Source organism: Actibacterium sp. XHP0104, from assembly GCF_025751515.1.
Lineage (GTDB): Bacteria > Pseudomonadota > Alphaproteobacteria > Rhodobacterales > Rhodobacteraceae > Actibacterium_D.
In genome coordinates, this window is record NZ_JAOWLE010000009.1 from 67351 (window position 1) to 87999 (window position 20649).

Annotated in this window: 18 protein-coding genes and 1 tRNA gene; 14 read left to right on the top strand and 5 right to left on the bottom strand. The window is 64.1% G+C overall.

Annotated elements, in window-relative coordinates:
- Positions 1–63: 63 nt before the first annotated feature.
- From OE856_RS13060 to OE856_RS13075, 4 genes are all read right to left on the bottom strand, one after another.
- Positions 64–1956: an acyl-CoA synthetase gene (locus OE856_RS13060; RefSeq protein WP_263716590.1), complete on the bottom strand. Its 1893-nt coding sequence runs from the start codon at positions 1954–1956 to the stop codon at positions 64–66.
- 107 nt (positions 1957–2063) lie between these two features.
- Positions 2064–2486, bottom strand: a complete 423-nt coding sequence (lysM, locus tag OE856_RS13065) for a peptidoglycan-binding protein LysM (protein WP_263716592.1) — start codon at positions 2484–2486, stop codon at positions 2064–2066.
- Between the two features lie 69 nt (positions 2487–2555).
- Positions 2556–4352 (bottom strand): ABC transporter transmembrane domain-containing protein, encoded by a 1797-nt coding sequence (locus tag OE856_RS13070; RefSeq protein WP_263716593.1) that lies wholly within the window; start codon positions 4350–4352, stop codon positions 2556–2558.
- 76 nt (positions 4353–4428) lie between these two features.
- Positions 4429–4502 (bottom strand) — tRNA-Gly (locus tag OE856_RS13075).
- Positions 4503–4788: 286 nt separating this feature from the next.
- On the opposite strand from OE856_RS13075, the gene OE856_RS13080 reads away from it, so the two are divergent.
- The 8 genes from OE856_RS13080 (at position 4789) to OE856_RS13115 (ending at position 14159) form a co-directional block, all read left to right on the top strand.
- Positions 4789–6195, top strand: a complete 1407-nt coding sequence (locus OE856_RS13080; RefSeq protein WP_263716594.1) for a serine/threonine-protein kinase — start codon at positions 4789–4791, stop codon at positions 6193–6195.
- A complete protein-coding gene (locus tag OE856_RS13085; protein ID WP_263716596.1) occupies positions 6192–7352 on the top strand; it encodes an FHA domain-containing protein in 1161 nt (386 codons plus the stop codon). Before OE856_RS13080 ends, OE856_RS13085 begins: the two co-directional genes overlap by 4 nt.
- The gene (locus OE856_RS13090) at positions 7339–8298 is read left to right on the top strand and encodes a PP2C family protein-serine/threonine phosphatase (RefSeq protein ID WP_263716597.1); all 960 of its coding nucleotides are present in this window, start codon (positions 7339–7341) and stop codon (positions 8296–8298) included. The genes OE856_RS13085 and OE856_RS13090 overlap by 14 nt, the downstream gene beginning before the upstream one ends.
- On the top strand, positions 8295–9695 hold the full coding sequence (locus OE856_RS13095; protein WP_263716598.1) for a hypothetical protein: 1401 nt from the start codon (positions 8295–8297) through the stop codon (positions 9693–9695). Before OE856_RS13090 ends, OE856_RS13095 begins: the two co-directional genes overlap by 4 nt.
- 170 nt (positions 9696–9865) lie before the next feature.
- The gene (locus OE856_RS13100; protein WP_263716599.1) at positions 9866–11917 is read left to right on the top strand and encodes a dynamin family protein; all 2052 of its coding nucleotides are present in this window, start codon (positions 9866–9868) and stop codon (positions 11915–11917) included.
- A 22-nt stretch (positions 11918–11939) separates the two neighbouring features.
- Positions 11940–12836 carry a dynamin family protein gene (locus OE856_RS13105; RefSeq protein WP_263716600.1) on the top strand — a complete coding sequence of 299 codons (897 nt, stop codon included), beginning with the start codon at positions 11940–11942 and terminating at the stop codon, positions 12834–12836.
- A 118-nt stretch (positions 12837–12954) separates the two neighbouring features.
- Positions 12955–13335, top strand: coding sequence for a hypothetical protein (locus OE856_RS13110; protein WP_263716601.1), 381 nt, complete (start codon positions 12955–12957; stop codon positions 13333–13335).
- Positions 13332–14159: a hypothetical protein gene (locus OE856_RS13115; protein WP_263716602.1), complete on the top strand. Its 828-nt coding sequence runs from the start codon at positions 13332–13334 to the stop codon at positions 14157–14159. The genes OE856_RS13110 and OE856_RS13115 overlap by 4 nt, the downstream gene beginning before the upstream one ends.
- A 15-nt stretch (positions 14160–14174) precedes the next feature.
- Here OE856_RS13115 and OE856_RS13120 read toward each other — a convergent pair whose 3' ends face one another.
- Complete coding sequence (locus OE856_RS13120) at positions 14175–14984, bottom strand: helix-turn-helix transcriptional regulator (protein WP_263716603.1); 810 nt, start codon at positions 14982–14984, stop codon at positions 14175–14177.
- Between the two features lie 612 nt (positions 14985–15596).
- Between OE856_RS13120 and OE856_RS13125 the strand changes: the two genes are divergently transcribed.
- From OE856_RS13125 to OE856_RS13150, 6 genes are all read left to right on the top strand, one after another.
- Positions 15597–15794, top strand: coding sequence for a Flp family type IVb pilin (locus tag OE856_RS13125; RefSeq protein ID WP_263716604.1), 198 nt, complete (start codon positions 15597–15599; stop codon positions 15792–15794).
- A gap of 111 nt (positions 15795–15905) precedes the next feature.
- Positions 15906–16748, top strand: coding sequence for a Flp pilus assembly protein CpaB (gene cpaB, locus OE856_RS13130; RefSeq protein WP_263716605.1), 843 nt, complete (start codon positions 15906–15908; stop codon positions 16746–16748).
- A gap of 38 nt (positions 16749–16786) precedes the next feature.
- Positions 16787–18286, top strand: a complete 1500-nt coding sequence (locus OE856_RS13135; protein ID WP_263716607.1) for a TadE/TadG family type IV pilus assembly protein — start codon at positions 16787–16789, stop codon at positions 18284–18286.
- Positions 18287–18290: 4 nt separating this feature from the next.
- The gene (locus OE856_RS13140) at positions 18291–18788 is read left to right on the top strand and encodes a TadE/TadG family type IV pilus assembly protein (RefSeq protein ID WP_263716608.1); all 498 of its coding nucleotides are present in this window, start codon (positions 18291–18293) and stop codon (positions 18786–18788) included.
- Complete coding sequence (locus OE856_RS13145; protein WP_263716609.1) at positions 18785–19414, top strand: TadE/TadG family type IV pilus assembly protein; 630 nt, start codon at positions 18785–18787, stop codon at positions 19412–19414. Before OE856_RS13140 ends, OE856_RS13145 begins: the two co-directional genes overlap by 4 nt.
- Entirely contained in the window at positions 19411–20649 is a 1239-nt protein-coding gene (locus tag OE856_RS13150; protein WP_263716611.1) for an AAA family ATPase, read from the top strand. The genes OE856_RS13145 and OE856_RS13150 overlap by 4 nt, the downstream gene beginning before the upstream one ends.

Sequence of the window (20649 nt, forward strand, 5' to 3'; positions counted from 1 at the left end):
GCCCAGCCCTGCGGCCTGCAAGCCCCTTTTTTGCACGGTTTCGAATTTTCCTGCGGTGCGGCGTCAGGCCCATTCCCAGGGCCGGGTGAATTCGCCCAGCAGATGCGCCACCGCGTCGTCATCCACCGTGCCCGTGCGTTCCAGCCGGGCCACTAGCCCGCGTTTCTTGTCCTCGAACACGCTGCTGACGCGCGCCGCCAGACCGGCATCTGCCAGGGCCTCGTTATAGACGCGGGTGATGGCCAGCTTGCGCAGATCGGGCTTGAACACCTTGCCAACGGCGGTTTTGGGCAGCTCGTCCAGGATCTCGACATGTTTGGGGATGGCGGCGCGTTCATGGATATGCACGCGGGCGTGCTCGCGCAGCTCTTCGGCCGTGACCTGGGCGCCGGCAACCAGTTCGACATAGGCGCAGGGCAGTTCACCCGCGAAACTGTCGGGCTGGCCGATCGCGCCCACGAAGGCCACCGCCGGGTGGCTCATCAGCGCGTCCTCGATCTCGGCCGGGTCGATATTGTGGCCGCCGCGAATGATCAGATCCTTGGCGCGGCCGGTGATGTACAGGTAGCCGTCCGCGTCAAGCCGGCCCAGGTCGCCGGTGCGCAGGAAGATCCCGTCGGCAAAGAGGCCGCGATTCTTGTCGGTCTCGGTATAGGTGCCGCCCGGCACAACACCGGGGTTCGACACGCAGATCTCTCCGATCTCGTCGGTGGCGCAGTCGTGGCTGATATTGCCCGCCTCGTCGAACCGCAGGATGCGCACCTGGGTATAGGGAAACGGAATACCGACCGAGCCAATCTTTTTCTGCCCGCTCGGCGGGTTGACCGACACCAGGCAGGTGGCCTCGGTCAGGCCATAGCCCTCGATGATCTGCACGCCGGTGGCCTGCTCAAAGCGTTTGTACAGTTCCAGCGGCAGCGGCGCCGAGCCCGAGAACGCCCCACCCAGCGAGGAAATATCGGCGTTGACCGGGCGCTGCATCAGGGCCGCAAGGGCCGTGGGCACGGTGATGACAAAGGTGATCTTCCAGCGTTCGATCAGCTTCCAGAAATTGTCGAACACGCCCTCGCCGCGATAGCCCGCCGGGGTGGGAAAGACCACGTGCGCGCCCGATGCGATGCAGGACATGCAGATCGGATAGGCGGCAAAGACGTGGAACAGCGGCAGCGGGCAGATCAGCACGTCGTGCTCGGTGAACAGCAGCTCGCGCCCCAGCCAGCCGTTGTAGATCATGCCCGAAAAGCGATGCTGCGCGACCTTGGGCATGCCGGTGGTACCGCCGGTGTGGAAATAGGCCGCGATACGGTCGGTGCCGGATTCCTCGAAACTGAGGCTTTCGCTACGCTCGCGCGCCAGTTCGGCGTTGAAATCCAGCAGGTCGGCGTGATGCACGTGGTGGGTCTTGGGGCGCAGAAAGGGCACGATCCATTTCTTGGGCGGCGTCAGATAGCGCAGCAGGTCGACCTCTAGCACGGTATCGACATTGGGCGCGTGCTGCACCGCCTCGGCCACCTTTTGCGCGATGTCGGTCTTGGGAAAGGATTTCAGCGTGACCACCACCTTGGCCCCGGTTTCGCGCAGGATGGCGGCGATCTGTTCGGGCTCCAGCAGCGGGTTGATCGGATTGACGATGCCCGCCGTCGCCCCGCCCAGCAGGGCCAGCGCGGTTTCGGTGCAATTGGGCATGATATAGGCCACCACATCGGTTTCGCCGATGCCCAGCCGGCGAAACAGGTTGGCGGCCTGGGTGACCTTGCCGCGCAGCTGTCGCCACGTCAGCGTTTCGGCCGGGTCGCGCGGCCCCGATGTCAGCTGAAAGGTAAAGGCGGGGCGGTCGGGAAAGCGGTCGGCCGTCTGCGAGAAGAACTGATAGAGCGTAACCGGCAGGCCGCGGTCTTCCCATGCGGCCTGGGCCGCAATCGCATCGCGATCCGCCACCGAGGCGAAACTTCCCATGGCATCCTCCCAACATCCGGCCCGTTTTCGGGCTCTGTCAGGTGAATGTGGAAAGAAAACGGGGGCAGGACAAGCCATACCCCCGTAAATCGGCGAAAATTCAGCGCTTACCCTTGGGGAATGCGCAGAACCTGACCGGGATAGATCTTGTCCGGGTCGCTCAGCATCGGGCGATTGGCCTCGAAGATTTCGGTATAGCGCGCGCCGTTGCCCAGGGTCTTTTCGGCGATTTTCCACAGGCTGTCGCCCTTGGCGACGGTGTGAAACACCGGATCGACGCCCGCGACGTCATCCTCGACCGCCGCCACGCCTTCGACATTGCCGACAGCCAGAATGACCTTTTCCTTGGCTTCCTGGCTGACCGCGTTGCCCGACACCTTGACGGTGTCACCTTCGACGGTGATGTCCAGCCCGGTGGCATCCAGACCCAGATCCTGGATCTCCTGTTTCAGCGCATCCTCGGAGGGCGACGCCTCGGCCGAGCCGACCAGTTTCTTGCCCTTGTCCTTGATGAAATTCCACAAACCCATGGGATCACTCCTTTTGCCTGAGGTTCAGGGAAGAGCTATGCAAGAGCGGGTCACATGTTAGGGGGAATTTCAGGCGGTTTCGCCCACCCCGTCGGTGAATTGCAGACGGGCCAGGCGGGCGTAGAGCCCATCCTCGGCCACCAGGGCGTCATGGGTGCCCTCGGCCACGATCCGGCCTTCGTCGAATACCACGATCCGGTCGGCCTTTTTCACGGTCGCCAGACGGTGCGCCACGATCAGCGTGGTGCGGTCTTGCGACATCTCGTCGACGGCGTGCTGCACCAGGCGTTCGCTTTCGGCGTCCAGCGCCGAGGTGGCCTCGTCCAACAACAGAACCGGCGCGTCGCGCAGGATGGCGCGGGCGATGGCGATGCGCTGTTTCTGGCCGCCCGACAGCATCACGCCACGCTCACCGACATAGCTGTCATAGCCATCGGGCAGACGCGACAGGAACTCGTGCGCGGCGGCGGTGCGGGCGGCGGCCTCGACCTCGGCATCCGAGGCATCAGGGCGGCCGAAACGGATGTTTTCGCGGGCGGTGTCGGCAAAGATCACCGGGTCTTGCGGCACCAGCGCCACGGCCTTGCGGAAATCGCCGCGCGACAGGTCGGTCAGCGGCTGGCCATCCAGCAGCACCCGGCCCTCTTGCGGGTCATAGAACCGCTGCACCAGCTGGATGATGGTCGACTTGCCCGCGCCCGACGGGCCGACCAGCGCCACGGTTTCACCCGCGCGCACATGCAGGTTGATGCCTTCCAGCGCCGATTGATCGGGCCGCGTGGGATAGTGGAAGGTCACGTTGTCAAAGACGATCTCGCCCCGCACCGGGCGCGGCAGGGCGGCAGGCTGTGCCGGGTCGGCGACACTGTCCTGGGCGTTCAGCAGTTCGACCAGGCGCTCGGTCGCGCCGGCGGCGCGCTGCAACTCGCCCCAGATCTCCGACAAGGCGCCCACGGCGCCCGCGACCATCACCGAATAGATCACGAACTGCACCAGCTCGCCGCGGGTCATACCCCCGGCATAGACATCGCGCATGCCCATCCACAGCACGCCGACAACGCCGGCAAAGACCAGAAAGATCACGATCACGGTCATCACCGCGCGGGTGGTCACGCGGCGGCGGGCGGCGTCGAAGGATTGTTCGGTCACCTTGGCAAAACGGCTGCGGCTGATGGCCTCGTGGGTAAAGGCCTGCACGGTCTGCACCGACAACAGCGCCTCGGAGGCCGAGCCCGACGAGGCCGCGATCCAGTCCTGGTTTTCGCGGCTGAGCTGGCGCAGGCGGCGGCCCAGAACGATGATCGGCACCACCACGGCGGGCACGATCAGCAGCACCAGCCCGGTCAGCTTGGCCGAGGTCAGCAGCATCAGCACCAGCCCGCCCAGGAAAATCAGCACGTTGCGCAGCGCCACCGAGACAGAGCTGCCGATCACCGACAGGATCAGCGTGGTGTCGGTGGTGATGCGGCTGAGAACCTCACCGGTCATGACGCGTTCGTAAAAGGCGGGGCTCATGCCGATCATGCGGTCGAACACCGCCTTGCGGATATCGGCCACCACCCGTTCACCCAAACGGGTGACAAAGTAATAGCGCGCGCCCGTGCCCACGGCCAACAGCCCGGCAATCATAAGGGCGGCCACGAAATAGCTGTTCAGCAGCTCGACATCGCCGTTCTCGAACCCGTCGATCACCCGGCGCACCGCCAGCGGCAGGATCAGCGACACCGTCGCCGTCAGAACCAGCGCCAGCCCGGCCAGCAGCACCAGCAGGCGATAGGGCGCGATAAACGGCGCCAGCCCGCGCAACGCGCCGATGCGTTTCGATTTTTCCCGCTCTTCCAGGATCTCGCCACCCCGTCGTGCCATGCGCATGCCTTTCCTACTTGCGCCCCTCATAAGAGATGGGGGCGGGATCAACAAGCCGGTGATGCGTCGGGAAGGATGGAGCGGGTAGACGGAATCGAACCGACATAGCCTGCTTGGAAGGCAGGGGCTTTACCATTAAGCTATACCCGCGATGGTGGCGCAGAATTAGGACATGGCCCCGACGCGGTCAAGCACCGATCTGAGCACGGAAATCGGCCCTTGGGGGCGGTTTTTGTTTCGATTCTCCGAAAATTCGAAGGGCTGGCACGGCTCTGTTGCTGAGAATACCGGTTATTCCCAGCCAAACGGTCACATTGATGCCATATTGCCCAAGCCGGAAACCATCATTTCGCCAAACTGATCCGCAAGGTTGGAGACGATCCCGCAAGGGGGACTCGAAGCTTCGATAACGCCAACCAATACGCGGACGCAGGAGATGAATTCGGCAGCGCATCCAGTATCCACACCTCGCAACGACGAGTTCAGCGAGGAACTGCAACCGGGCACCACCCTGTTGCAGGGCCAGTATACGATTGAGCGGTTCCTGGGCGCGGGCGGCTTTGCGCTGACCTATCTGGCCTATGACAGCCTGTCGCGCCCGGTCGTGATCAAGGAATGCTTTCCCTCGTCGCTGTGTATCCGCAGCAACCTGACGGTGCGCGCGCGCTCGCAGGCGCGGATCGACGAGCTGAACAAGATCGTGCGGCTGTTCTTTCGCGAGGCCCAGCGCCTGGCCAATCTGCGCCATCCCAACATTGTCGGCGTGCACCAGGTGTTCCAGGACAATGGCACCGCCTATATGGCGCTGGATTACATCGAGGGGCCCGACCTGCTCGACATGATCGAGGACGGGCACAACCCCGATCCCGACCAGATTCGCGACATGCTGACCAAGCTGTTGCAGGCCATCGCCTATGTGCATGACGAAAATATCCTGCATCGCGACATTTCGCCCGACAACATCCTGCTGCATCGGGATGGCACGCCGGTCATCATCGACTTTGGCGCCGCGCGCGAACAGGCGACGCGGGCCAGCCGGGTGCTGTCGGCGCTGCAGATCGTCAAGGACGGCTATTCGCCCCAGGAATTCTATGTCGCCGGCGCCAAGCAAGGCCCCGAGGGCGATCTGTATGCGCTGGGGGCCACGTTCTATCATCTGGTCACCGGCGCCGCGCCGCCCAACAGCCAGATCCGCCTGGCCGCCATCGCCGCCAAGGACCCCGACCCCTACCAGCCGCTGACCGGCAATATCGACGGCTTTGACCGCGCCTTTCTGACCGCCATCGACACCGCGCTGAACGTGTTTCCGGGTGCGCGGTTCAAATCGGCCCGTGACTGGCTGCAAGTGATCGAGGGCAAGCGCGCCGCTACCGGCTCGATGGCGCCGCCGCAGGTCGACGCCAAGGTTGAAAAGGCGATTTCGCAGCTGGTGGTCGAAACCAACAAGGCCGTGCAAGAGGCCCAAAAGCAGGAAACCGCGAGCAGGACCAAACCCAAGCGCGCCGAGAAGAAAGAGCGCAAACCCTTCTTCAAGTGGCAGCTTGACGAAGACTGGGTGAACCGGAGCGAACCCGAACCCAAGACCAGACTGGCGCGGCACGAGGCACCCGCGCCCGAAGCGTCGCAAGCCATGCAGGACGACCTGGAACTGGCGCAGCGTGTCGGCCGGATGGTCGATCACGACGAGGTCGAAAGCATCGACGAGAACGAAAACAACGAAAACGAGGCAGTGACCAGCAGCGCCGCGCCGAAAGAGCGCGGCCTGCTGACCAAGCTGAACAGGGCATTCAAGATTCAATTCAGGGCACAGCCTGCGAATTCCTACGAAAGGACTATCGAATGAATATCTTCCGAAAACGCACTCCGATCGAGCAGGAACCGGCCCCCAAATCGGCCGAACCCACCGCAGCAGCGCAAGCGTCGGTCGACTGGCAGGATGCCGAGCGCGAGGCCGATCGCCTGATCGCCGAGAAAGCCGCCCGCCGTGCCCGTGGCGAAGATGAAGACGGCATCACCGTGAAACGTTTCATGGGTCTTGACGAATTCGACCTGGACGATGCCACCGACAGCGGCCCCGAGGACCGCATGCCGGCTGGAACGCAGGCCAAGATCGCGACGATCCGCCCGACCGCGACGCGGGTTCGCGCCCGGCCGCAGCGCGGGGTGCAGGGCGAATCCGGCCCGTTGCGCCGCCCGGCCCGCGACGAAGAGGCCGATGCCCGCATCGCCAAGCTGCGTCAGCAGTTCATCGAAGAGGATGACCGCGCCGAAGACGCGCCCGACAACAGCCCGTTTCCGCTGCGCGAGGAACAGCGCGTGCGCCCCGTGGACCAGGCCGATGCCTTTGTCGCCTCGGTGCAGCAGCAGCGTGACCGTGCAACCCGGCCCGCGGCCCCGCAGCCCGCAGCCCCGGTGGTTCCCATAGCCGAGCCCGTGGCCGAGATGGCCCCGCCCCAGCCCGAGCCGGCCGCCGAGATGTTCAAGGTGCCCACGCCTTCGGCCGGGCGGTCGGGGGCCCGCGCGGGCCGCGTTAAAACCCGCCTGCTGGGCTTTGAGCCGGGCGGCGAAACCGCGCCGAACCCGTTTGACAACAATGCCGCCGAAACCGGCGCCAAACCGGCCATGTTCCCGGTCGGCTGGCTGATCGTCACCGACGGCCCGGGTCGCGGTGCATCGTTCACGCTGTTTTCGGGCGTATCGCAGATCGGGCGCGGCGACGACCAGACCGTATCGCTTGATTTCGGCGATACCTCGATCTCGCGCAGCGGCCACGCGATGGTGGCCTATGACCCTGAACTCAAACAGTTTTTCATCGGCCATGGCGGCAAGACCAATATCGTTCGCCTGAACAACAAGCCCGTGCTCAGCACCGAAGAGCTGAGCCATGGCGACCAGGTGCGGCTGGGCGAGACCACGCTGAAATTCGTGGCGCTGTGCGGCAGCGACTTCGCCTGGGCCACCGATCCTCAGGACAAGGGCAAAGACGATGGAGCGCAGTAAGATCAAACTCGACGCCGCGTCCGCCATCAGCATGGGCCAGCGCGAATATCAAGAAGACGCGCTGATCACCGATTTCACGCAGGGTTCGGATCTGGGTATCGCGGTGCTGGCCGACGGGATGGGCGGCCATGCCGCCGGTGACATCGCCAGCAAGATCGCCGTGACCGAGGTGTTTAGCGAGCTCAAGCTGCAATCGGGCGACCTTGATCAGTTCGAGATCGAGGCCCCCGATATCTTGCGCGATGCGGTTCTGGCCGCGAATGAATGCATTGGCGGCCACAGCGCGGTGAATGCCGAAACCCGTGGCATGGGCAGCACCCTGCTGGCGCTGGCCTTCGTGCAGGACCGGATGTTCTGGGCCTCGGTCGGGGATTCGCCGCTCTATTGCTATAGCGAGGGGCAATTGGCGCGCCTGAACGCCGATCATTCGATGGCGCCGCAGATCGACCTGATGGTCTCGTTGGGCCAGATGACCGAGGAGGAGGCCCGAGAGCACCCGGAACGCAATTGCCTGACGTCGGTTCTGTGCGGCGCGCAGGTCGCCCGCATGGATTGCCCCAATGCGCCGATGATCCTGGTTCCGGGCGAGGTTCTGATCGCCGCCAGCGACGGGCTGCAATTCCTGGATGACGAGGAAATCGCCGGCATCCTTCGCCGCAACCATCGCAAAAGCGCGGCCGAGATCGCCGCGGCCCTGATGGCGGCGCTCGACGCGCTAGGCGACCCCGACCAGGACAACATCACCCTGACCGTGATCAAGGTCTTGCCCGTCAAAGAAGCCAGGCGTCAGGCCAGCGCGAGCAGCATTCCGTTTCTGCATCAAAAATCACGCGAGGCCGAGTTCACGCCTGAACCCGAGTTGGCCATGGCCGAACCCGAGCCGACGCCGCGGCAACGCCCGCGCTCGTCCCTGCCCTGGCTCTTTCGACGCTGGAAAACCCAATGATTGCCGCCCCCACACCGGATGCCGTTCGTGAAGGGCTGAAGCTTGCCGTGACCGCCCTGGCGTCGCGGCCGGCCCAGCGCGACAAGGCCCGCGCCTTGCTTGACCGGCTGAACACGCCGGTGCGCATCATGGTGATGGGGTTGCCCGGCAGTGGCAAATCGCAGGTCATGAATATTCTGGCGGGACAAAGCCTGTTTGACGAGATGCCCCATCCGACCCTGGTCGATGTGGCCTACGGGCCGCGCGCGCGCATTCTGGTCGATCCCGACAAGCCCGATCCGATCGAGATCGAGGGGCTGGCGCTGGATGATCCGCGCCTGGCCGGGGCGCAAAGCCTGCGGATCGAGGCGCCCATCGCGGTGCTGGAAAAGGTGCGTCTGACCGAGATGCGGATAGAGGGCCCGCGAACGGTGCAGACCCGCAACATGGCCTGGGCCGCCAAGCGCGCCGATATCGCAATCTGGTGCAGCACCCGGTTCGGGCGCGACGAACAGGCGATGTGGCGCCTGATGCCCGATCATCTCAAGGATCATGGCTGCCTGGCCCTGGGCAAGGCCGATATCCTGTATCGCGACGGCATCCTGGGCGACCTGATGGCCGCGCTGGAACTGATCGTGGCCGAAGAGTTTCACAGCCTGTTGCCCTTGGCCGGCAAGCAGGCCAGCGCGGCAATCGGCAAGACCGACCCCGACTCCGAGGATGCGCTCTTTGCCAGCGGTGGCAAGGCGCTTGCCGATACGGTTCTCAAGATGGCGGAACAGGGGCGGCAGGCCGATCTGGATAACGCCTGGGTGTTCCTGCAACGCTTTGCCCATGAGGTGCAGGAGGCCCGAGAGGCGGCAGCAGCCGCGCCAGAGCCCGCATCCCAACCGGCACCAGAACCCGTGCAGTACCAGCCCGAGCCCGAGCCCGAGCCGGAACCCGCGCCTGCGCCGGTGCAAGAACAGCCCGAACCGGTTGCAGAACCCGAACCAGAGCCCGTGCAGCACCGGCCCGACCCGGCGCCCCGCTCCAAACCGGTGACAGAGATCATCGCCGCGCGCCCGCGCAGCCGGCCCCTGCCCCCGCCCGACCCGGCTCGGATCGAGATCCTCGAAGAGATTTCCGAGGAACTGCGCGTTCACGCGATGCAGATCGAGGCCGAACTGGACCAGGGCGGCGACGCCTCGGTGCGCTCGGCACTGGCCAGTTGCTGCGAGGTGACAGAGAACCTGTTGATGCGCGTCAGCGAAGGCGCGCCGGCCTCGGCCGATCTGGATGCGCTGGTGGATGACCTGGCGGATGCCGCTGATATGATGGTGCTTTTCCAGCAGGAAGGCGACGAGAACGCGCTGGCCGATGCGGTGGCACTCTTGCTCCAGTTGCGCCGCGACAGCCAGATTCTCCGCGCTGCCTAAGCTTGCACGCAAGTTACGCGTAACCACCTGATATTGGCCTCAATATTGCCATAAAACCAGAAGGTAATGGGACAATGCCACCGGTACGGGCGCATTGTCACGATTCTGTTTTCCGCACGGGGGTGAGGGGCAGGATCAGCCCCGGCCGCAAAAGAAGTAACGGGTGCCACATGAATGACGAAAGCAGCTTTTTGAAAAAGACGGCCAATCAAAAGGCCGCGCCAAATACCCGGCTGCTGAAACGCGGAACCCGGAAATTGCGCGATTTCGCCGAGCAGCAGGACAAGCTGCGCGAAGCTCTGAACGAGCTGGCCGAGATCCGCGACGATTCCGTGCGCAAGACCGTGCAGCGCCTTCAGGAACAGCTGGCCGCGATCGAGCCGAGCATCACCATGATCGGCCAGGTCAAGGCGGGCAAGACCTCGCTGATCAACGCCATGGTTGGCTGGCCGGGCCTGCTGCCCGCCGACGTCAACCCGTGGACCTCGGTCGTGACCTCGCTGCACGCCACCCCGTGGGAGCCCGCCGGCGATGTGCGTGCTCGGTTCCGGTTCTTTGACAGCAACGAGTGGGCCCGCCTGCTGGACAAGGGCGGCCGCATCGGCGAGTTGGCCGCGCGCGCCGGCGCCGACAGCGAGATCGAAAAGATCCGCGCCCAGGTCGAAGCCATGCGCGAGAAATCCCGCGCCCGTCTGGGCCGCCGGTTCGAGCTGCTGATGGGCACCCAGCACGAGTACAACAGCTTTGATGAGGACGTGGTCGAACGCTATGTCTGCCTGGGCGACGATTTCGCCGACGAGGGCGAGGCGGCATCGACCCAGGGCCGCTTTGCCGATGTCACCAAATCGGCAGACCTGTATTTCCGCCGCCCCGAATTCCCGATGCCGCTGTGCATCCGCGACACGCCGGGCGTGAACGATACCTTCCTGATGCGTGAGCAGATCACCATCCGCTCGATCCGCGACAGCCGCCTGTGCGTGGTCGTCCTGTCGGCCCATCAGGCGCTGACCTCGATCGACATGGCGCTGATCCGCCTGATCGCGAACATCAAGTCGCGTGAGGTGGTGATTTTCGTCAACCGCATCGACGAGCTGTCCGATCCGGCCCGCCAGGTCGAGGAAATCAACGCCAGCATCCGCGAGACCCTGGCCGCGCATGACGGCCCCAAGGATGCCGAGATCCTGTTCGGCAGCGCCTTCTGGGCGACCCATGCGCTGACCGGCGACATGCGCGCGCTGAGCGCCGAAAACCGCGAGGCCCTGCTGAACTGGGCCGAGTCCGGCCTGTCGGCCAATTGCAAGGGCGCCGCGCCGCTGGAAATGATCTGGGAACTGTCGGGCGTGCCCGCGCTTTACGACACCCTGTCCGAGCGCATCGTGAACGGCGTCGGGCGCGAGTCTCTGGAACGTATCGCGCGCAGCACTAACAACCTGACCAAGGGCCTCAAGGCCGCCGGGCACGTCGCCGACGACGCCCTGGGCCAGGGCAAGCTGGCGATCGACCGCGACGACCTGATGGCGCGTTTCGACCGGATCGAGACCGACTGCACCGCCCTGCTGGGCAAGGCCTTTGACGACATGCTGGGCTTTTACCATGGCCGCCTTGACCGCGCGCATCAAAGCTTTGTCGAGCGTGCGACCACCTCGCTGGTCGCGCATCTTGAAAAATACGGGGACAAGCAGGTCTGGACCTATGACCCCACCGGGCTGCGGCTGCTGCTGCGCTCGGCCCATCAGGTGTTCGGCACGCGCCTGAACCGCAGCCTGAACCAGGTTTACCAGGAAACCGCCGCGCAGCTGTCGGTGCTCTACATGAACGCCTTCGGCCTGTCCGAAGAGTTTCGCGTCGATCCGCCCATTCCGCCGCATATGCCGCCCCCGGTGATCATCGGGCAGACCATCGCATTGGATATCAAGGGCAACTGGTGGAGCAGCTGGTGGCGCCGCCGCCGCGGCTATCAGGCCTTCAAGTCCGATTTCTTTGACATGATCGTCGCCGAAACCGACCCGATCGTGAAGGACATGAAGGACACCCAGACCGGCACTGTTCGCGAACAGGTCTTCTCGGTGATGCGCGAGTTTCTGGCCGAGCAGCGCCTGCTGCTGCAAGGCCTGGCCGATCCCGACGGGGACACGGATGCCAGCTTTGGCACCGGTGTCTCGGCCGAACGCTTTGCCGCCATTCAAGCCACCATCGGCACAATGATGGATCAAGCCGCCTGAGAGCGGACACAGGAGAGCAGAGATGGACGATTTCGATACCGATTACAGTGACCGCGCCCCCGAAACCGGTCGCAAGCCGCGCATCGCCTTCATGGGTGAATTCAGCGCCGGCAAAAGCACGCTGACCAACATGCTGATCGGCGCCGCGCCGCTGCCGGTCAAGGTGACCGCGACGCAGCTGCCGCCCGTTTGGGTGTCTTATGGCGATCAGCAGGCTTTTCGCGAGGATCTCGACGGCGAGGCCCACGCGCTTGATCTGAACGATCTCGACAGCATCCGCCCCGACAGCACCCGCGTCATCCGTATCTTTCAGCAGTCCGACATCCTGGAGATGTGCGACCTGATCGACATGCCGGGCATTTCCGACCCGAACATGTCGCCCGATCTGTGGCTGCCGGTAGCCGAAGAGGCCGATCTCGTGGTCTGGTGCACCCACGCCACCCAGGCCTGGCGCCAAAGCGAGGCCGCGATGTGGGGCGAGATGCCGCCCGAGATCCAGCAGCGCAGCCTGCTGCTGGTCACGCGGTTCGACAAGATCCTCAACGACAATGACCGCCGCCGCGTTCTGCGCCGGGTCGAACACGAAACCCAGGGCATGTTCGCCGGGGTCTATCCGATTTCGCTGACCCAGGCGATTGCCGCGGGCGAGGACCGCGAGATGTGGGAAGCCAGCGGTGCCGAGGCCTTTATGGAACGCCTGGTCGAGCTGCTGCACGACATTGACGGCGGCGGAGAGGCCGCCCCTGCCCCGCGCGAACGCCCTGGCCGGCCGGCCCCGGTTGCCGCCGCGCCCGAACGCCTCGCCGCTGCGTCCAGCGAACGGGTTCTACCCCGCCGGGTTGAACTCAACGCGCCGGTACGCATGCGCCGCGCCCGTGGCGCGCAAGACGACAAACCTTCTCGCACGTTCAACTTCTGATCGCGCGCGCAACGGACGGAACTAGGCCATGGGTATTACCGCTGCGACATCCTTTAAATTGCCGCTTTCAAGGCATATCTTGAAGGCTGATGTTGACATGGTACCCGGCAGTTCAGCCATGGCTTTGACGGCCTATCTTGACGAGATAAAGACCGATTTCGCTTCGTGCGAAGTTGTGGCCTATGTCGATCTCGGCTCTCGGCTAGTGCTGCGCGTCAACAGTGAAAACGCCCGCCCACAGGAATGGCTGGACCGGCTGGGGGTGGCCGCCGCGGAAATGCTGAATGGCGAGCTGGCGCAGTCTTTCGGCACGGCCGGCGGGCATTCCGACGAAGCGATGATCGAAACCGGCGGCGTGCGGTTCGTCTTTGTGCGCTCGCCCGCTGACCCGATCGAGGCGCTGTGTTGCACCTGCACGCCGGACACCGATATCGAGGCTCTGACCGCGCGGATGCGTGACACGCTGATCCGACTGGCCGAAACCGGAGGCCCGGCATGACCCCCCAGATCCATATCGAGGCCAGCCTGTCGCTGCTGGCCGGCAAGTCTGACCCGATCGGCACGGCCGGCCGCATCATCGACGGCCGGGACGGGGTAAGCGCCATCGTGCGCGAGATTGACCAGACGGTTCTGAAACGCACGCTGTTCATCGGCAACGGCGAAGGCGGCGAGATCGCGCTGGATGTCGCCGGGCGGCGCTTGCTCTGCCTGCGTAGCATCAACTTTCCTCTTGTCCGCCGCGCCTATCACCGCCTGTGCGACAAACCCCTGAGCGAAGACAGCATCGACGAGTTGATGGACCTGTTCGAGTTGCTCGAGATGTTCGTCGAGCGCGCGCGCGATCTGACCATCCTGACCGAACGCCGCAGTTCGGACGGCTGGGCGGGCGATATCGGCATCTCGGCGGCCCGACTGGCCGAGGGCTGGATGCTGACGCTTTATCCGCAAGCCGTCGACGCCACTGCACAGCCCGCCCCCGCCGAAGAAGAGGACGAACCCGGCCTTGCAGGCTTTCTGCGGCGCTGTGACGGGCTTTACTCTGCGGCACTGGTGCTAGAGGGCGACCAGCCGCTTTCGCAGATCGGTGACGAGAATGCGCTTGTCGCGCTGGCAGAGGCCTCGGCCCGGCGCAAGGCGCCCCTGGCGCTGGTCAGCGGGTTGGTGGATACCGGGGCAGATGCCCCCTATTTCAGCCTGTTGCGCGACATGGACGATGGCGGGCAGATGATGGCCGTGGCCGGTTGCGGGGCCGAAACGGTGCTGTTGATGGCACCTGCCGACAATCTTTCACAGATTTCGACGATGTGGCAGGCGGCGGCCTAAGGCGCCGCCCGCATTTCAGGCCAGCTTGCGTGCAACTTCCACCTGCTCGATGCTGCGGGTGGCCTCGAGCGCCAGACGGTGCAGCAGCTCGACATGGCAGCTGGTGCCGGTTTTCATGAAGACAGAGCGCAGATGCGACCGCACCGTGGCCTCTTGCACGGCCAGCTTGCGGGCAATCTCGCGCACCGTAATGCCCTCGCGCACCAGCGTGCAGACCCGGAACTCCGATCGGGTCAGCCCCAGCGGGTTCGCGGCATCCAGAATCGGCAGGCTGGCCGGATCGGCCATCTCTTGCATCCGGTGCACCCGAACCTGCCCCGCCGCGCGCTCGGCCGTGCCGGGCAGGCGGTCGCTCCAGGTCTTGGCGATGGTCGGCGCCAGGGCCGCAATCATCTCTAGCGCCCGCGATGACGGGGAATGTGCGAGATGCAGCTCCAGCAGGTCGGCCTGGTGTTTGCTGTTGCACAGGCGGATCACGCAGACCTCGCGGATGCCATTGGCCGAGAGCTGTGTGCGCAGGGTGATCATGGCGTCGCGGCTCAGCAGTCCCTCGCGTTCGCATTCAGACAGGGTGACGAGGGCACCGTTGCTGAGATCAGACAGGTGATCGTTCAGCATCTGCTGGGCATACGAGCGTCGCGGGACCGCCGGGAATTTGTGGTCATGGACATCGCAGACGGCGATCTGCCGCAGGGACACGCGATCAGAGCTCTTGCGCAGCAGCAATGCCCCATCGGCATCGAACAGGCGCATAAAGCCCGACAGCCCTTTGCAGAGCGAACCCTTGCCGCGCAAAACCGACACCCAGTCAGCGACTACATCCACGCAAGTCATGTTTACCACTGCACCTGTCGCAGTCGTATGTGCGTGACTACCAACCATGTTACCCTCCAAGAAGAACAAAGGATCATCGCTGATCCAATCATTCCCCCACCACGTATTCAGGATCGGGCTGAACGGCCTTTGTCACAAGGGCCGTCCGACGCGAAACGAACAGGTATTTCTGGGCAAACCTTGCCTCGACAAACCCTCTACACCTAAAAAGTCTACAGGATTACTTAATAAAATCAATGTTCTGTATGGTGTCTTTGCACTACCAAACTTTCACCACAATTTAACCATCTTCTGATTGCCTATATGTTGCTACCAAGCTTGAAACGGACCACAACTGTTAGCGGTTTGGAAACAACGTAGTGTGCGAATCCGCATTGTTGATTTATTGCTCGATTCGCCTCTGACACCCCTCCCTTGCGGGAATCGGGGTGTTTCTCGCCTCAATCAAAAGTTGAACCCCAAAGATTCAACCAAAGGTGGTATTTTCTTCCATCTTGGCAAAGACTCCGCGCATTTCGCGGCCTTACGATGAAGGGGACTTCGGGCAGTCGGCCTGATGTCACGCCAAGTGGCATTTACTCTAGTTATCGTGAGGGGGATCCTATGACCTTCAATAAAATTAAAACCTTCATCAAAGACGAATCCGGCGCCGCCATGGTGGAATACGCTGTTGCTCTGCTGGTTGTGACCGGCATCGGCATCGGCGCCATGGCAACCATCGGCGAAAACGCCGGCGGTCTGGTTGGCACGGCCTGCACCGGCCTGGAAACCGCAGCAAGCGCCGGCGCTGGCACCTGCTGATTCATCGCCCCCGCGCCGAGTGGCTCATTCCCTCGGCGCGGGCGGCAAGCAATGCCGGGGCGCCCGGCACGACCAGGCGCCCCCGCACCCTTTCTATTCTGGAGAGATATTATGCGGATCAAATCGTTCATCATTACACTCGTCGGGGTCGGGATGGCGGCCGGGTCCGTCTTTCTTGCCAAGGACTATATCGGCAAACAGGAAGGGGCCGCCGTGGCCTCGGCCTCTCAGGAAATGGTCGACATTGTCGTCGCCCGTGAAGACATTGATTTCGGCCAGCCCATCGGTCTGCATTCGCTGACCACCCAGGCCTGGCCCGCCAACGCCGTGCCGAACGGCGCCTATACCTCGGTCAACGCCCTGGTTTCGACCGATCCCGATCAGTCGCGCCGCGCGCTGACCCGCCTGTATCAGGGCGAGGTCGTGCTGTCGTCGAAACTGTCGCGTCCCGGCGAGCGCGTGACCATCGTGCAGAAGCTGGGCGAAAACACCCGCGCCATGGCCATCAAGGTTGATGCGACCACGGCCGTCGGTGGCTTTGTCACCCCGGGTGATTTCGTTGATATCGTTCTGACCGAAGGCGGCAGCAGCCAGCTGCGCGCCGGCACGATCCTGCAAAACATCCGCGTCATCGGTGTTGACCAGCAGTCCGAAGAGAATTCCGACCAGCCCGTCGTGGCCCGCACCGTGACCGTCGAGGTCACTGCCGATCAGGGTCAGCGTCTGGCCCTGGCCCAGCGCGCCGGCACTCTTAGCCTGACGCTGCGCACGCTGAACTCGGTCGAAAATGAAGAGCTGGAGCTGATCCAGTTGGACGACCTGTTCCACAACTCGGGGCCCAAAGAAGTGGTGGAGGTCAACGGAAACGCCGAGCCTGCTCCTGCGCCTGCACCGGTGCGCCGCTCTGTCACCGTGCGTCGCGGCGTGACCGAAGAAACCGTCTACGTCAAGTAACCCGGCCTTTGGCCACAGTTGTGAAATGGTGAAATCCAATGCGTATCAAGGCCCAGATTTCCAGATTTGCCGAGCGGGAAGAAGGCACCATCGCCATCCTGTGGGCGATCTCTCTGGTGGCCTTCCTGGGCCTGATCGCAGCCACCTACGAAATCGGCCGGATGGGCACCACGCATAGCGAGCTGCAAAGCTTTGTCGACAGCGTGGCCCTGGCGGCAGCGGGCGAGCTGGATGGTGAATCCACCGCCATCACCCGCGCCACCGCCGCCGCAGCGGCGATGATTTCCGACAACCACACCTTTGCAAATTCCAACAACGTTCTCAGCGGCGCTGGCGACTATACGCTGACCTTCCTGTCGGCCCTGCCCGCCAGCGACAGCACCGCCCCCACCGCCGTCACGACCAACCCGCGTCTGGCCGCCTTTGTGAAGGTCGATGCCACGCCGCAAACCGTTTCGCTGACCGTCATGCGCGCGCTGAACACCATGCGCGGCGTGGCTACCACCGACCCGCAGATCAGCGCCACCGCGACCGCCGGCTTTACCCAGGGCGCCTGTGACATCACCCCGCTGATGTTCTGCCTGCCCGCCAACTGGGAAACCACGCTGGACATTGGCGACATGATCCTGCTGCGCTCGGGCGGCAATGGCACTGCCTGGGGCCCGGGCAACTTTGGGTTCATCGACCTGGCCAATTTCCAGGATGCCAGCGGGCCCTGTGCGTCTAAGGGCGGCAACACGCTGGCCTGTCTGATCGCCGCGCAAAAATCGATCTCGCGCTGTGTCACCACCCGCGGCATCAACACCGAGCCCGGGCAGAAAAACGGCATCACCAACGCGGCCTTCAACGTGCGCTTTGATATCTACCGTTCGACCCTGAACAACGCAAAGAACGACCCCGATTTCGCCCCCGCGCCCAATGTCATCAAGGGCATTGAAAAGAACGGCGGCGGCGGCGGCTGCATCCAGGGCAACGAACAGCCGACCTCTGACACCATGGCCCTGCCCCGCGACACCTGCATGGGGGCTGGCACCTGTGGCGGCAACAACCGCTTTGGTGACGGGGTGTGGGATCGTCAGACCTATCTCAACGTGAACCATGGCGGCAGCGATCTCCACCTGCCCGGCTTGCCTGCAATTCAGGCCGCCTATGCCAATACACGGTTCGGTATGTATCTGCGCGAGATCGCCTATGGCGACACCGAGCCCTTTGCCGCCCCGAACAAAAACGCCATCCTCAACCCCATTCTGTCGGAAACCGGTCGCCCGCAATGTTCGGCCAACATGTCGACCGACCCGTGGCGCCGGGTGATCGTGGCCGCTGGTGTCGATTGCACCTCGAACCCGGTATCCGGCAATACCCCCAACGTGCCCGTGCGCCAGTATGTCGAGATCTTCCTGACCGAGCCGGTCGGCGATGACGGCGCTTCGCCGCCCAGCTTTGACATCCATGGCGAGGTCGTCGGCTTCCCGGACAAGACGGGCGCTGGTGCGGGCACCGCAGGTTTGTTCCGTGACATTGTGCAGCTGTATCGGTGATCCCATGGCCATTCGTCTGCATATCCCCCTTGCCCGTTTCGCCCGCTGCCAGAAAGGCGCCGTGATCGTCGAGTTCGCGCTGACCATGCCGCTGATGATCCTGTTCTTTGCCATCATGATGGAAAGCGCCCGCACCGCCTGGGCCTATCAGATGGTGAACTCGGGGGTGCGCGACGCCTCGCGCTATTTGGCACGCGTGGCGCCCAGCGACATCTGTTCCACCGGTGGCAGCCTGGCCGGTTACACCACCCAGGTCAGCAACATCGTGACCCAAAACCGTGCCGGGCTGGGCGTGATGCCCACCACGGTGGTGGTCAACAGCGTCACCCCCAGCCTGACCTGCGTGGCCGGCACCTATCGCAAAGGCCCGGTCGGCGTGGCGACCGTGTCGGCAAACATCACCATTCAGTACCCGATGGGGTTCATCTTCGACTGGTTCGGCGATGCGGTCGGCCAGGCCACCACCGTGGTGGCCGATGATGCAAGGATCTTTGGCCAATGACCCGCGCCATTGCATATCGCCTGCGCCGGGCCTGGCGCGATGAAACCGGCGCCGCCGCGTTCGAGTTCGCCATCGTCGCCTCGCTGATGCTGTTCCTGTTCTTCGTGCTGCTCGATTTTGGCCGCATGGCCTATTCGCAGGTCATGGCCGAGCAGGCCGCGCATCTGGCAGCACGCACCGCCGTGGTGCGCCCCGCCGCCTGTGCCGGCGTGCCCGAATTCCACGCGCGTGGCGGCATCTCGCCCGCGCCGCGGTTCGGCACCGCGTGCAGCGCGGCCGCCGGCACCTGTGCCAATGTCGGCACCATCTCCTGCGCAGGCAGCGCGGGCAATGCCACCGCCAGCGAGATCTGGACCGCCGTCCAGCCCTGGCTGCCGCCCGGCACCCAGATTTCCGACATCAATTTTACCTATGCCTTCGACCAGAACCTGGGCTTTCTGGGCGGACCCTACACGCCGATGGTCACGGTTGATTTCGACCTGCCCGATTTTCAGTTCATATCACCCATTGGCGCGCTGGCGCTGGCTGCCGGAGCATCCGTCGCTCCGGTCGGCACCAGCAAGACATGGGCCGATTTTTCCGTCTCGCTTCCGGCGGAAGACCTAGCACAAGGAGAGGACGGATGAGCCTAGCAGCTATCAAGAAAACGGCCTCGAGCCCGTATTCGGTGCTCGTCGTGTCCAGCAACCCCGATTTCACCGGGTCCCTTCAGGATCGGTTCTTCGACGGCGACCCCAGCGCCTTTGGCACCGTGGGCAACGGCTTTGTCGGGCTCAAGGATCAGGTGCCCAGCATGGCCTTTGCCAATGACGTGGTCCTGTTCGAGGCGCTGGCCGACAACCCGTCAGAGACCGAGGCCCTGCGCGCCCTGCTGACCCAGCGCAAGGACGGCACCGTGTTCATCGGCCTCAGCGACGACAACATGCCCATGAGCAAGGTGCACGAGCTGCGGGCCCTGGGCGTTGATGACGTGCTGCCGGTGTCGATTTCGGGCGCCGACCTGCATGCCGCGATTGACAAGGCCCTGCCTCGCTCTGCCGCGCCGGTGGCCAAGCGCCCCGGCGGCGCCCCCGGCGGCGGCCGCATCATCGCCGTGGCCCAGGCCCGTGGCGGTATCGGCGCCACCACCGTGGCGGTCAACCTGGCCTGCGCACTGGCCGGCCGCCCGCATTGGTTCCGCAAGGGTGACACCAGCCGCGTCGCGCTGCTGGATCTGGATCTGCAGTTCGGCAATGCGAACGTGCTGATGGATCTTGAGGATAACGGCGCCTTTCGCCGGATGATCGAGGATGGCGAGCGTCCCGATGCCGAGTATGCGCTGGGCATGGTTCAGCGCCATGAAAGCGGCGTCGAGGTGATCTCGGCCCCGGTCTCGGTTCTGCCGCTGAACGCGGTTGAAACTGACGCGATCCGCGCGCTGCTGACCGCGTTGCAATCGCAGTATGATTACGTTGTGGTCGATCTGCCCCGCGCGTTGGTTGACTGGATCGAACCGGTAATCCGCCGCGCCGACGCCGTGCAGGTTGTGACCGATCTGTCGGTGCCCTCGCTGCGTCATGCCAAGCGGCTGATCGACTTTTTCCAAGAGGTGAAAACCGCCCTGCCCGTGCGGGTGGTGCTGAACCACGAAGCCAAGCCGATGGTCAAATCGGGGCCCTGCCGCGATGCCGAAGACCTGCTGGACCAGACCTTCGAGCACTGGCTGCCTGACGCCCCGAAACACGCCCGCAAAGCCGTCGATCTGGGCCGCCCGGTCGTGGCCGAATTCGCCGGGTCGCCGCTGGGCAAAGCATTCATGAAACTGGCCGAGGCCACCCGCACCGATCTGGCTGCGGAAGAAAAAATTCACAAGGGAGCTTAA